Source organism: Ignavigranum ruoffiae (assembly GCF_023195815.2).
Classification (GTDB): Bacteria; Bacillota; Bacilli; order Lactobacillales; family Aerococcaceae; genus Ignavigranum; species Ignavigranum ruoffiae.
On the sequence record NZ_CP096206.2, the window covers coordinates 317,200 to 330,334 of the forward strand.

The window sequence follows — 13,135 nt, forward strand, 5'->3', positions numbered from 1 at the left end:
AATAAAATAAATTCGAAAATTATATTTTTCAAATAGAAAACGTATTCATCGGCTTTTTAAGCAAAATATCTTGAAAACATGCACAAAAAGATTTATTATCTATATGTGAAATATTTAACAAACTATTGAAAAGCAATTCTAAAAGGAGCGATTCAAATGACTGAAAAAATTAAAGAAAGTGGCATTCAGCCAGAACAATTGAGTGAAGTAGATTTATTAGTGGCCAAGGCCCAAGTAGCCCTCGATGAATTCGTCGAATTAAATCAAGAACAAATTGACCATATCGTAGCCAAAGCTTCAGTCGCTGCCTTAGACCAGCATGATGTCTTAGCTCGTCATGCTGTTGAAGATACCGGCCGGGGTGTCTTTGAAGATAAGGCAACCAAGAACTTATTTGCCTGTGAGCATGTGGTGAATTCGATGCGGAATATGAAGACGGTGGGCGTAATTGAAGAAGATGAAGTAACAGGTTTAACTTTGGTAGCCGAACCAGTAGGAATTATTTGCGGGATTACCCCAACCACAAATCCAACTTCAACGGCCATATTTAAATCTTTGATTGCCTTAAAAACACGGAATCCAATTATCTTCTCTTTCCACCCAAGTGCTCAAGAATCATCGGTTCATGCAGCCCAAATCGTCCGTGATGCAGCGATTGCTGCAGGAGCTCCTGACGACTGTATTCAATGGATTAGCCAACCTAGTATGGAAGCAACCAACCAATTAATGAATCATGACCAGGTGGCCACCATTTTGGCTACAGGGGGGAATGCCATGGTGAAAGCTGCCTATTCTTGTGGCAAACCAGCGATTGGTGTTGGTGCTGGGAATGTTCCAGCTTATATTGAGAAATCAGCCAACGTCAAACAAGCCGCCTATGATATTGTCCTCTCCAAGTCATTTGACAATGGGATGGTTTGTGCTTCCGAACAAGCTGCCATCATTGATCAAGCAATCTATCAAGAAATGGTTGACGAATTGAAAACTTATCATGTTCATTTCGTCAATGCTCGTGAGAAAGCTAAATTAGAGAAATTTATGTTTAGTGTAAGTTCAGGTTCGGCCAATGTTGACCAAGCTCATCTAGATTCGCAAGTAGTCGGTATGCCTGCTGTTTGGATTGCTGAACAAGCCGGCATTAAAGTCCCTGAAGATACGGTGATCTTAGCTGCAGAATGTGATCAAGTAGGACCGAAACAACCGCTCACTCGGGAAAAATTGAGCCCTGTCCTCGCTATCTTAAAAGCAGACTCCACTGAAGACGGTTTGGCTAAGGCCAAAGCCATGGTAGAATTTAATGGTTTAGGACACTCGGCTGCTATCCATACCCGCGATGAAGACTTAGTCAAAGAGTTTGGCCATCAAGTCAAGGCAATGCGGATAATCTGGAATGCACCTTCTACTTTTGGCGGTATCGGGGATGTTTATAATGCTTTTATGCCTTCCTTAACGTTAGGTTGTGGTAGCTATGGTCATAATTCGATTGGTGATAATGTGACGGCAATGCACTTATTGAATATTAAGAAGATTGGACGGCGGAGAAATAACATGCAATGGTTTAAAGTCCCAAGTAAAATTTATTTCGAAAGAGATTCGATCCAATATCTGACCACCATGGCAGGTCTTGAACGGGTGATGATCGTGACCGATAAGACCATGGTCGACCTAGGTTTTGTCAATCGTGTCATCGATCAACTGAACAAACGACAAAACAAAGTGGTCTATGATATTTTCGATAATGTGGAGCCTGATCCTGATATCACTACTGTGCGAGCTGGTGCCGATCGCTTAAGTCAATTCCAACCAGATACTATCATTGCTTTAGGTGGAGGATCAGTTATGGATGCAGCCAAAGTTATGTGGCTCTTCTATGAACGTCCAGAAGTGGATTTTAAAGACTTAGTACAGAAATTTATGGATATTCGTAAACGGGCAGTTCGTTTCCCTGAATTAGGTGCGAAAGCTAAATACATTGGTATCCCAACTACTTCAGGAACAGGTTCAGAAGTAACCCCATTTGCGGTTATCTCTGATAAGGCGAACAATCGTAAATATCCCCTAGCCGATTATTCACTCTTACCAACGATAGCGATTGTTGATGCCTCTTTAATTATGACCGTGCCTAAGGTTGTCGTTGCTGATACCGGGATGGATGTATTGACGCATGCGCTAGAAGCTTATGTTTCAATTATGGCCAATGATTACACGGATGGATTAGCCTTGCAAGTGATTAAGATGGTCTTTGACAACCTTGAGGATTCGGTAGCTGGTGATCCAGAAGCCCGCGAGAGAATGCATAACGCATCAACCATGGCTGGTATGGCCTTTGGCAATGCCTTCCTCGGAATTAGTCACTCGATGGCTCATAAGATGGGTGGAGTTCACCATACGGTCCATGGCCGAACCAATGCTATCTTATTACCATATGTGGTGAGATATAATGGTAGCAAACCAGGAAAATTAGCTGCCTGGCCAAAATATAATCATTACCAAGCAGACCAACGATACCAACAAGTCGCTAGAATGTTAGGTCTTCAAGCTGATACCGCTGATCAAGCAGTTGATAGCTTGGCTCAAGCGATCTATGAATTAGGTTGCCGAGTAGGCATTGAAATGAACTTTAAAGCCCAAATCAAAGACAAGAAAGCCTTCGATCAGTCTTTAGATGAAATTGCCTACCTCGCTTATGGTGACCAATGTACCCCAGTCAATCCACGCTTACCACTAGTTAAAGATATGCGTGACATTCTCGAAGCAGCCTGGTTAGGATACGGCGAAAACGGAGGCCAAATCAAATAACCAGATTCTGCAGCCAATCATTACGCCTCGCTATAAAACGTTAATACAGAGACACCCAAGCCAAAGAGCCAGGAAATGAAGTGTTTTTCTGGCAAGATGGCTTGGGTGATTTTTGTATAAATAAATATCGAGGAAAAACTATTCCAAAGTTAAGCCTTTTCAAACTTCCTTATCGATAAGGAAAAAATAAATTGTCTTCAAAGATTTAATTAGGATATCATTAGAATAGATAAGGAGTGAAGCTATGATTACTTTTCCTGATAAATTTTTATGGGGATCGTCAACATCTGGTCCCCAATCTGAAGGTCGAGTTGAAGGAGATGGCAAGGGCGATAGTATTTGGGATTATTGGTACCAAAAAGAACCCAATAAATTCCATGGAAATATTGGCCCAAGTCGAGCGTCAACCTTTTATGAGAATTATTTAACGGATATCAAGTTGCTTAAAGCCACCGGACATAATGCTTTTAGAACTTCTATTCAGTGGTCACGGCTCTTTCCCCAAGGGCGCGGGGCGATTAATCCTAAAGCAGTTGAATTTTATTCCTCTGTATTTAAAGCAATTAAAGAAGAAGGAATTTATTTAATGGTCAACCTCTTTCACTTTGATATGCCGATGGCTCTTCAAAATGAGGGTGGTTGGGAAAACCGTGAAACAGTATTGGCTTATGAAAATTATGCAAGAACTTGTTTTGAACTATTCGGTCAGTATGTTGACGCGTGGACAACATTCAATGAGCCGATTGTTCATGTAGAATGTGGTTATTTATATCAATATCATTATCCATGTAAGGTAGATGCTAAAGCAGCGGTTCAAGTAGCCTATCACACCCAACTTGCGAGCGCTTTAGCAGTTAAAGCAGCCCATGAAGTTAATGAAAAGAACAAAATAGGAATTATATTGAATTTAACTCCCGCTTATCCAAGAAGTGATCAGCCGGCAGATAAAGAAGCCGCAGAAATTGCAGAATTATTTCAAGCACGGTCTTTCTTAGACCCATCCGTTAAAGGAAAATACCCTGATAAGTTAATTCACTTGATTAACAAACATCAACTCATGCCAGAGTTTCAGAAAGAAGATTTAGAATTAATTGCGCTTCATACAGTTGATTTCTTAGGCGTAAATTATTACCAACCTATGCGGGTCATGGCACCTAAATATATGATGAATCCTGAAGCTCCATTTATGCCCGACTATTATTATGATAATTATGTGATGCCAGGTCGTAAGATGAATCCTCATCGTGGCTGGGAAATTTATGAGCAAGGAATTTATGATATTGCCAAGAACATAAAAGAAAATTATGGAAATATTGAATGGATTTTGACTGAAAATGGTATGGGAGTCGAAGGTGAAGAGAAATTCAAGCTTAATAATCAAATCCAAGATGATTATCGAATTGATTTTTATAAAAATCATTTATCAGTATTACATCAAGCAATTGAAGATGGTGCCAATTGCAAAGGATATCTAGTTTGGACTTTCATCGATTGTTGGTCATGGTTAAATGCTTATAAGAATCGGTATGGCTTAGTAGAATTAGATTTGCAGTCACAACGTCGTACGATCAAGAAATCAGGAGAATGGTTTAAGGAATTATCGACGAATAATGGCTTTTAAATAGAGGGGGGATAAAAAAATGCTCAAGCCAGATAGTGTTCGACCACAACTAGGCTGTTCAATTTATCCAGACTTTCATGATTTTAAAGAAATAGAAAATTATATTCATAGATTACACCAACGTGGAGTCAATCGTATTTTCCTATCTTTGTTGCAGATAGATGCTCAAGACACTAAGAAAGTTGAAAAATATAAGAAACTTCTCAAATTATTAAATACTTTATCGATGACTGTCGTTGTGGATATAAATCCAAATGTCATTAAGCGTTTTGCTTGGGAAGAAAATACCTTAGACCATATCCACGAGAGGGGAATCCAAGTTATTCGCTTAGATGTGACTGATAATATGGAAGAAATTGTTCAATGGAGCCATAACGATTTGAATATTAAAATCGAAATTAATATGAGTACTCACGAACAATTATTGGTCGATTTGATTGAGGCAGGCGCTAATCTACAGAATATTACTGCTAGCCATAACTTCTATCCACGCAAATTAACTGGACTTTCTCTAGACCATTTTATGTATATGACTAAATTCTTTAAGGAAAGAGGCATTGAAACAGCAGCCTTTGTGAGCTCTCCTCATGCTGTAGAAGGTCCTTGGCCACTTTCTGAAGGTCTGTGTACATTAGAAATTCATCGTAATCAATCTTTGGCGACACAAATAAAATTCTATAAATTACTTGGATTGATTGACCATGTGATTGTGGCGAATCAGTTTATGAGTGAAGACGAATTAATAATCGCAGAAAAAATATTAAAAGAACCTATATTCTTTAATATTCATGCCATTCAGGAAATTAGTGAAGTTGAACGTCAGATAATAGCCTATCCTCACCATTATCGAGGAGATATATCGCCCTATCTAATTCGATCCAGTGAACCTAGACTTGTCTTTCAAGACAAGCCGATTCTACCAATAAATCAATCAAAAAGAGCCAAGAAGGGAACTATTCTAATTGATAATGATCTCTACAATCGTTATAAGGGTGAACTATATATTGCTTTGCAAGATATTGATTTGGATCAACGAACCAATGTAGTGGGTCAGATTGAAACTGAAGAAGTGTATTTAATTGACTATTTGCAAGCTTGGCAAGCTTTTAATCTTCAAATTGTTGATTAGATAGAGTACTGAACTATATACAAAAAGATACATATACAGCTGTAAGAAAATTTGAGGTGATAATATTTGTTAAACAAAAAAGAATGGCAAATATTAGATGTTCTCCAAAATATTCCTGATGAATATATTTCAAGTCAAGAAATTGCTAAGTTAGTCCAATATTCAGATAAGACAGTGCGGAAATACTTAAATGGACTGGATAAAGTTTTAAATGAAAATGGAGCTTCATTAGATGTCAAACAAGGCTTAGGTTATAAATTGACGATTCAACAACCGGTATTGTTCAACTTTTTTTGGCAAAGTGAATTAAAGAAACGAATCCATCCACAAAAAATTACGGATATTGAAGAAAGTCGAGATCGCCAACATTTCATTTTAAACAAGTTGTTTTTTGATCATCAACAAGCTTCAGTTGCTGATTTGGAAGATTTACTATTTTTAAGTAATACCAGTGTATTGGCTACTTTAAAAGAAATTCGTTTACTTATAGAACCTTATCATTTGAATTTAGTGAATCGGGGAAATCAAGGTTTAGATATTGACGGTTCTGAAAAAAATAAAAGAAAATTTATGATGGACTATTTTTTCACACCTAAATTCGATCAATCATTTATGCCATATATTAGTGAGGCGTTCTTTGGGAATGAGATTAATTTAAACGAGTTAACGATAATTGTCCTCGATGAAATTAGGGAAGCCCAATTGCCACTTTCAGATTATATAATTCATAATCTCGTTCTACATATAGCCCTAACTATCAAACGATTAGAAGCAGGTTATTCTCTCGATAACCTAGAATTAGATAATGATTATAGTCATACAAAAGAATTTGAAGTGGCTCAAAAAATTATTAGCCGATTGGAGAAAACACTATCGATACAGTTCCCGATCAATGAGAATAAATATATTGTACTTCATCTTATTAACAAGGGGAGTGGTCGTCAAAAACTTCCTGAAAATCGAGACTCACTTAAGTTCCAATTAGAGCAAGCTCTTTCAGATTTGTCCAAAGCATTAAAAGGAAAAATTTCCTTGGATCAGACCTTAATTGAAGGTGTCCATGTCCATTTTCAACAATTATTAAATCGTTTAAAGAATAATAGTCAAATTAGTAATCCCTTGACCGACGATATCTTAAGCAATTATCAAGATGAATTTGGTTTAACCAAGAAATATTTGGCTAAAATGCCATATTTAGCTTCTTATTCAGTGAATAATGATGAGTGGGCATACGTTGTTTTACATATTTTGGCAGCGATTGAGCGCTATTATCAACAAAGGAAATTAAATATACTAGTCGTCTGTGCCACTGGTTATGGTAGTGCACAAATGTTAAGAAATCGTCTTGAACATGAATTTGGCCATCAGTTGAAGATAAAAGATGTCATTAGTTATTACGATATTACAGATGAATATTTAAAAAATGTAGACTTAGTTATTTCATCAATTAATCTAGATAACTTATATTTACCCATTCCAGTTCTCACAGTAAATGTCTTGCTAGATAAAGAGGATGTTAATTTGATTCGCGGTTATTTAAATGCTATTGATCACAGGGATTCTATTTCTCAAAAAGAAGATTTTATTTTAAAAGAAGAATTGTTTACTGACTGCTTTCATCGTCATCAGTTTCTATACATCACGCAAAAAATTGAAAAAAACAAGCTGTTAAGTCAGATGATTGAGCTGTTGGAAAGCGAATTGCCTAAGGAAAGCTTTTTACATGAATTTTATAAAGAAATTCAGATAAGAGAGAGGTATGGGGCGACTGTCTTTGATGATATTTTGGCTATTCCTCATCCCAATAGAGCTTTAACTGATAAAGAACAGATTGTGGTTGCTATTATTCCAGATGGAATGTATTGGGATGCTAAGCACCCTAGTGTTAAATATATCTTCTTATTGTCTCCATCTACCCACAGCAATCGCTTAATGAGACAAGTTTCTAAAGGACTTATTCATATTGTCCAAGATAGAATGATCCAAGATAAGTTAGATCAAGCTAAGACTTACGATATTTTTTGTTTAATTTTTAGTGAAATGTTGAAAGATAATTAAAAGAAAGAGGAATGAAAATGAAAACAATTATGTTAGTTTGTAATGCTGGGATGTCCACGTCACTTTTGGTTACAAAGATGCAAAAAGCGGCCAAGGATAAAGGTGTCGAAGCAGAAATTTTCGCTGTTCCGGTTTCTGAAGTAGACAATGAAGTAGCAAATAAAACCATCGATGCCATCTTAGTCGGCCCACAGGTTAAATTTATGCTTAAAGAATATAATGAAAAATTTGCTCCTAAAATTAAAGTCGATTCGATTAACATGATGGATTACGGCACAATGAATGGAGAAAACGTATTAAACACAGCTTTAAATATGCTAGGGGAGTAATTTATGGAAGAAACACAAAATCTAGAAGCCATCATGGGCTTAATTATGCACGGCGGTGATGCTAAAGGAAAAGCAGTAGAAGCCATTCGTGCTGCCAAAGTATTTGATTTTGAAACTGCAGAAAAAAATATTAAAGAAGCGAATGAAGCGCTAAATATAGCACATAGATCACAGACTAACTTGCTTAGTCAAGAAGCTGCTGGAAAATCTATCGAAGTCAGTCTTTTAATGGTCCATGGACAAGATCATTTAATGACTGCTCTGACTTTTATTGATATGGCGAAAGAGGTCATTGATTTGTACAGAACCATCGAACAAATAAAACCTGGAGTTTAAGATGAAAATTACTAAGACATATTTAACATCAGCTGGAGCTTATTTTGATTCGATTCTCACTTCACTCAGAGCAGATTATCAAAGAAGTACGGGTAAACATTTAGAAACTAACCAACAATTAACGGGATTAAAATATATTACCAGTTTCGGAAACAAAGGAATTCAACAAGCTGAAGTCGAAATAGTTGAATTGATTGAGAATCAAAGATATCGAGCGATTATTTCTTCTAATCGAGGCAAACAAATTATTACATATGATATTGATTCTTTAAGTCCAAATCAAATTAGGGTTAATTATGAAGAAATTGGCGGATTTTATAATCAACTTAGCCACCGCTAAAAAATAATAAAAGCCATGTAAATTCATGTTATATTTTAGTTACCACACAAAAATATAAGAAGGATGAATTTACATGACGCAAACTCACTTTACCACATCTGATCGTAAATCAAAACACTTATCGTTCAAAGAACGGAGCCAAATTGAATTGTTGAAAAAACAAGGCTATTCTAACCGAGCCATTGCTCGAATACTGGGACGGGCGCCCCAAACAATTCATAACGAAATCAAACGGGGTTCGGTGGAACAAGTCCGTCAACAAAAGCAACATGGGAAGGTTTATACCTATCAATATTCCAAGTATATCGCGGAAGTCGGCCAAGAAGATTATGAGCATCAGCGTCAACATTGTGGACGTAAACCACTTTGGGCCTATTCACGTGTCTTTATCGATTGGGCCGATCAACGGATGTTAGAAGATAAGTGGTCACCCGATGTGGTAGTGCATCGCGCCAAGCAGGTCCTCGACATTGATCCGCGTCTGATTCCTTGTACGACGACCCTCTATCATTGGATTGATTGCCAGATTATGCAGACCCGAAATATTGATTTAGTTGAAAAGTTGAAACGACATTCCAGAGTCAGCGCGCCGAAGACTCGACCCCATAAGAAAGTCCTAGGGATGTCCATCGACGAACGCCCTGAAGAAATTAACACCCGTCAAACTTTTGGACATTGGGAAATTGATACGGTCATTGGCAAGAAAGGCAGAGATGAACCCGTCTTGTTAACCTTAGTAGAAAGGCTGAGTCGTTTTGAAGTCATTCTAAAGATTGAGAACAAGACGGCTCAAGCGGTGGACGCCGCCCTCAAAAGCTTACGAGCACGCGCAAGCGACCATTTTTCGCTACTCTTTAAGAGTATTACGGCGGATAACGGCTTAGAATTTGCGGGGTTGAGTCAAACACTGGCTGACGACGTGGCCGTTTATTTTGCCCATCCTTACGCCTCTTGGGAACGAGGAACCAGTGAAAATCAACACGGGTTGATTCGCCGATTTCTGCCCAAAGAAACGTCCATGAAAGACGTGACTGAAGCCGATTGTCGGCGCATCCAACAATGGATGAACAACTATTCGCGCAAAATTTTAGGCTATGAGACCCCTTATGAAGTCTTCAAGCGCTGTTTCTATAAAGAAAGACAAGCTCGCGCACACGTGCCCGCTTGACAACGAGCCTCCTTCGGCATGGTTTTCTTGGTAAGGCGGTCAATGACCCATTAGTGAACCAAACTACCATGCCTCAGCTCATTGTCAAGCCGTCACTGACAGAGAGGATTAAAGTTACATAGCTAGTTACCCTAGGTGGCTAACTTATACTTGAAATTTACATTATGAAGAAATTGTTGAGCAGACAGATTTTTTTACTAAATGGAATTACAAGTTGTTAAGCATACTGTTTAGGAAATCTTTACAAAAGAAAATGGAAGCTCAACTCGACTTTATATTTAATAAAATTTGAAAGAAAGGAGATGATAAAACTTGTTCGATAAAGACTTCTTATGGGGTTCCGCCTCTGCGGCTTATCAAGTTGAAGGTGCACATTTGACAGACGGAAAATCCCCATCCGTATGGGATGAATTTGTTAAGATTCCGGGGAAAACGTTTAATGGAACGACAGGTAAAGTGGCGGTAGACCACTACCATCGTTATAAAGAAGATGTTGCCTTGATGGCCGAGATGGGTTTAAAAGCATATCGTTTCTCGATTGCTTGGTCTCGTATTCTACCTGAAGGGAGAAGTCAAGTTAATCAGGCTGGAATTGAATTTTATTCTAATTTGATTGATGAATTAATTGCTCATGAGATTGAGCCAATTATTACAATTTATCATTGGGATCTCCCTCAGGCCTTGCAAGATGAGTATAAAGGTTGGGAGTCCAGGAGGATTATTGAAGATTTTGTTTCCTATGCACGAATTCTTTTTCAAAATTTTGGTGATCGAGTCAAATATTGGGTTACTTTGAATGAACAGAATATTTTTATTAACTTTGGTTATAATTTAGCCATGCATCCACCAGGCATTAAAGATCCACAAAGAATGTACCAAGCAAATCATATCGCGAATTTAGCGAACGCTAGCGTTATAAGCTTATTTCACGAGATGGTTCCAGATGGGAAAATTGGTCCTAGTTTTGCCTACTCACCAGCTTATGCCTTAGATTGTAATCCTCAAAATGTTCTGACCACGGATTTTATGGAAGATTTGAATAGTCATTTTTGGTTGGATGTCTATTTATGGGGAAGATATCCACGATCCGTCATCACGTATCTAAAAGACAAAAAACATATTTCAATCAACATTCTTGAAAACGATTTAGCAATTTTAAAAGCAGGTCAGCCTGATTTCTTGGGAATTAATTATTATCAATCAAATACTTTCGCCTTTAATCCGATCGATGGTGTAGGTCAACTAGCTATGAATACTAGTGGCAAGAAAAGCAAGCAAAAGGAAAGTGGCGAACCGGGTCTATATAAGAGAGTTCAGAATCCATATCTGGAAACAACAAATTGGGATTGGGAAATTGATCCAACAGGGTTAAGGATTGCTTTGAATCGCCTTACCAGCCGCTATGATATTCCTATCTTAATTACTGAGAACGGTTTAGGGGAATATGACCAATTGACAAAAGATGGTCAAATCCATGATGATTATCGAATTAATTACTTAGAAACTCATATTCAAGCGATTGAACAAGCAATTGCAGATGGAAGTCAAGTCTTCGGTTATTGTACCTGGTCGTTTACAGACTTGCTATCGTGGCTAAATGGGTATCAAAAGCGTTACGGTTTAGTCTATGTCGATCGACAAGAAGCTGAGCAATCAGGGACTTTACAACGTATTAAGAAGGACAGTTATTATTGGTACAAATATTTTATTCAAAAACAAAAAAATTTAGGTTGAGGAGTTGATTAAACATGAGTTTTAAAGAAAACTTTACTGAAAAATTTATGGAAGTTTCTGGGCGAATCGGCTCAGAAAAACATTTGGTAGCTATTCGGGATTCATTCATTGCTGCCATGCCTATTACGATGGCTGGGTCAATTGCCGTCTTACTCAATGTATTTTTCCGTGATATTCCGACCAGCATGGGCTGGACTGGCTTTGCAGAAGCAATGCAACCTCTCATTGATATCAATGGTTATGTGTATTTTGGCACGATTGCTATTATGGCTTTGTTCTTTGCTTTTACATTTGGTTACAATCTATCTAATGCTTATAAAGTGAATCCGTTGGCTGGGGGAATTATTTCTTTTGCTTCTTTTATCGCAACCATGCCACAGTCACTAAATATATTAACCGATATTACTGCTTTAGATGCCACAACAATCGAAGCTTTAAGTAAAGCTGGTTTAGCCGTTGTTAGAGATGGAGAAATGGTCTCTTTGGAAACGAGTCAATGGGGAGCCATTCAATTAGCCTATGCTGGTGCAACGGGTCTATTTACTGCTCTGATTGTTGGATTTATAGCGACTTTTACTTATATTTACTTCACAAAGAAGAATATTATGATCAAACTTCCAGACACAGTACCTCCTGCTGTTAATAAGGCTTTTGCTGCTATTATCCCTGGAACAGCTGCTATTTATATGTCATCATTAATTGCTTATCTAATTTTTACTTTATCAGGACAACCTATCAATGATCTAATTTCAAAATATGTTCAACAGCCACTGATGGGTCTGTCACAAGGTGTAGGATCAGTTATTCTATTAACTTTCCTTGTTCAATTATTCTGGTTCTTTGGTTTGCATGGTCATAACGTGTTGGCACCGGTGATGGATGGTATTTATGGAGTAGCACTAAATGAGAATACGGCAGTGTATGAAGCCACACGTAACATTGCTAAACTTCCATGGACTTGGACTCGGGGTTCTTTTGATGCTTATGCTCAAATGGGAGGATCTGGTGTGACTCTCGGGCTAATTATTGCTATCTACCTTCTTTCTAAACGTGAAGAACACAAGACGATTGCAAAATTAGCGACTCCGATGGGAATCTTTAATATCAATGAACCGATTATTTTCGGTATGCCAATTGTTTTAAATCCTACTTTTGTTATTCCTTGGTTAATTACGCCACCAATTTGTGCGACGATTGCTTATCTAGCAACTTCTGCTGGTTTAATTCCACCTGTATTTTTAGCTGTTCCATGGATTACCCCTCCAGGATTATATGCTTATCTAGCTACTGGAGGTAACTTGATGGCTGGACTGGTTTCATTATTTAATCTCTTTATCTCATTCCTTATTTGGGCACCTTTTGTAATAAGTGCTAATAAGATTAAAGTTCCAGAAATGAAATGATAAATGATGGATAATCGAAAGAGTTGGAATTTGTTTTTAATCGCGGTAGGATTAGTTTTAGTGAGTTTGTCCTATTCTGTTCAATATCCGATTTTGAACATTATTACAGGCTTAGCCTTTATCATTTTGGGGATTTACCGTCTTAAAAGAAAATAAAAATAAGCATGCCCCATTAATATCTGGAGTTAGTGGTGCATGCTTTTCTTTGGATCTTATAT

Annotated in this window: 10 protein-coding genes; all 10 read left to right on the forward strand. The window is 37.6% G+C overall.

Annotation, left to right across the window (positions count from 1 at the left end):
• The first annotated feature begins 156 nt into the window (after positions 1-156).
• The 10 genes from adhE to M0R79_RS01600 all read left to right on the forward strand — a co-directional run bounded on the left by adhE (position 157) and on the right by M0R79_RS01600 (position 12,917).
• On the forward strand, positions 157-2,799 hold the full coding sequence (adhE, locus tag M0R79_RS01555; protein WP_248416707.1) for a bifunctional acetaldehyde-CoA/alcohol dehydrogenase: 2,643 nt from the start codon (positions 157-159) through the stop codon (positions 2,797-2,799).
• Positions 2,800-3,043: 244 nt separating this feature from the next.
• Positions 3,044-4,420 (forward strand): 6-phospho-beta-glucosidase GmuD, encoded by a 1,377-nt coding sequence (gene gmuD / locus M0R79_RS01560; protein ID WP_248416706.1) that lies wholly within the window; start codon positions 3,044-3,046, stop codon positions 4,418-4,420.
• 19 nt (positions 4,421-4,439) lie between these two features.
• A complete protein-coding gene (locus M0R79_RS01565; protein WP_248416705.1) occupies positions 4,440-5,549 on the forward strand; it encodes a DUF871 domain-containing protein in 1,110 nt (369 codons plus the stop codon).
• A 66-nt stretch (positions 5,550-5,615) separates the two neighbouring features.
• On the forward strand, positions 5,616-7,607 hold the full coding sequence (locus tag M0R79_RS01570) for a BglG family transcription antiterminator (protein WP_248416704.1): 1,992 nt from the start codon (positions 5,616-5,618) through the stop codon (positions 7,605-7,607).
• A 17-nt stretch (positions 7,608-7,624) separates the two neighbouring features.
• Positions 7,625-7,936, forward strand: coding sequence for a PTS sugar transporter subunit IIB (locus tag M0R79_RS01575; RefSeq protein ID WP_248416703.1), 312 nt, complete (start codon positions 7,625-7,627; stop codon positions 7,934-7,936).
• Positions 7,937-7,939: 3 nt separating this feature from the next.
• Positions 7,940-8,272, forward strand: coding sequence for a PTS sugar transporter subunit IIA (locus tag M0R79_RS01580; RefSeq protein WP_248416702.1), 333 nt, complete (start codon positions 7,940-7,942; stop codon positions 8,270-8,272).
• A gap of 1 nt (position 8,273) precedes the next feature.
• Positions 8,274-8,612, forward strand: a complete 339-nt coding sequence (locus M0R79_RS01585) for a DUF3284 domain-containing protein (RefSeq protein WP_248416701.1) — start codon at positions 8,274-8,276, stop codon at positions 8,610-8,612.
• Positions 8,613-8,685: 73 nt separating this feature from the next.
• On the forward strand, positions 8,686-9,780 hold the full coding sequence (locus tag M0R79_RS01590) for an IS30 family transposase (RefSeq protein WP_248416364.1): 1,095 nt from the start codon (positions 8,686-8,688) through the stop codon (positions 9,778-9,780).
• Positions 9,781-10,092: 312 nt separating this feature from the next.
• Positions 10,093-11,514 (forward strand): glycoside hydrolase family 1 protein, encoded by a 1,422-nt coding sequence (locus tag M0R79_RS01595; RefSeq protein ID WP_248416700.1) that lies wholly within the window; start codon positions 10,093-10,095, stop codon positions 11,512-11,514.
• Positions 11,515-11,528: 14 nt separating this feature from the next.
• Positions 11,529-12,917 carry a PTS sugar transporter subunit IIC gene (locus M0R79_RS01600; RefSeq protein ID WP_248416699.1) on the forward strand — a complete coding sequence of 463 codons (1,389 nt, stop codon included), beginning with the start codon at positions 11,529-11,531 and terminating at the stop codon, positions 12,915-12,917.
• Positions 12,918-13,135: the final 218 nt, after the last annotated feature.

What these genes read in the sequence shown, in the direction of transcription:
- adhE (WP_248416707.1), top strand. Translation starts at nt 157, where the DNA reads ATGACTGAAAAAATTAAAGAAAGTGGCATTCAGCCAGAACAATTGAGT.
- gmuD (WP_248416706.1), top strand. Translation starts at nt 3,044, where the DNA reads ATGATTACTTTTCCTGATAAATTTTTATGGGGATCGTCAACATCTGGT.
- M0R79_RS01565 (WP_248416705.1), top strand. Translation starts at nt 4,440, where the DNA reads ATGCTCAAGCCAGATAGTGTTCGACCACAACTAGGCTGTTCAATTTAT.
- M0R79_RS01575 (WP_248416703.1), top strand. Translation starts at nt 7,625, where the DNA reads ATGAAAACAATTATGTTAGTTTGTAATGCTGGGATGTCCACGTCACTT.
- M0R79_RS01580 (WP_248416702.1), top strand. Translation starts at nt 7,940, where the DNA reads ATGGAAGAAACACAAAATCTAGAAGCCATCATGGGCTTAATTATGCAC.
- M0R79_RS01585 (WP_248416701.1), top strand. Translation starts at nt 8,274, where the DNA reads ATGAAAATTACTAAGACATATTTAACATCAGCTGGAGCTTATTTTGAT.
- M0R79_RS01590 (WP_248416364.1), top strand. Translation starts at nt 8,686, where the DNA reads ATGACGCAAACTCACTTTACCACATCTGATCGTAAATCAAAACACTTA.
- M0R79_RS01600 (WP_248416699.1), top strand. Translation starts at nt 11,529, where the DNA reads ATGAGTTTTAAAGAAAACTTTACTGAAAAATTTATGGAAGTTTCTGGG.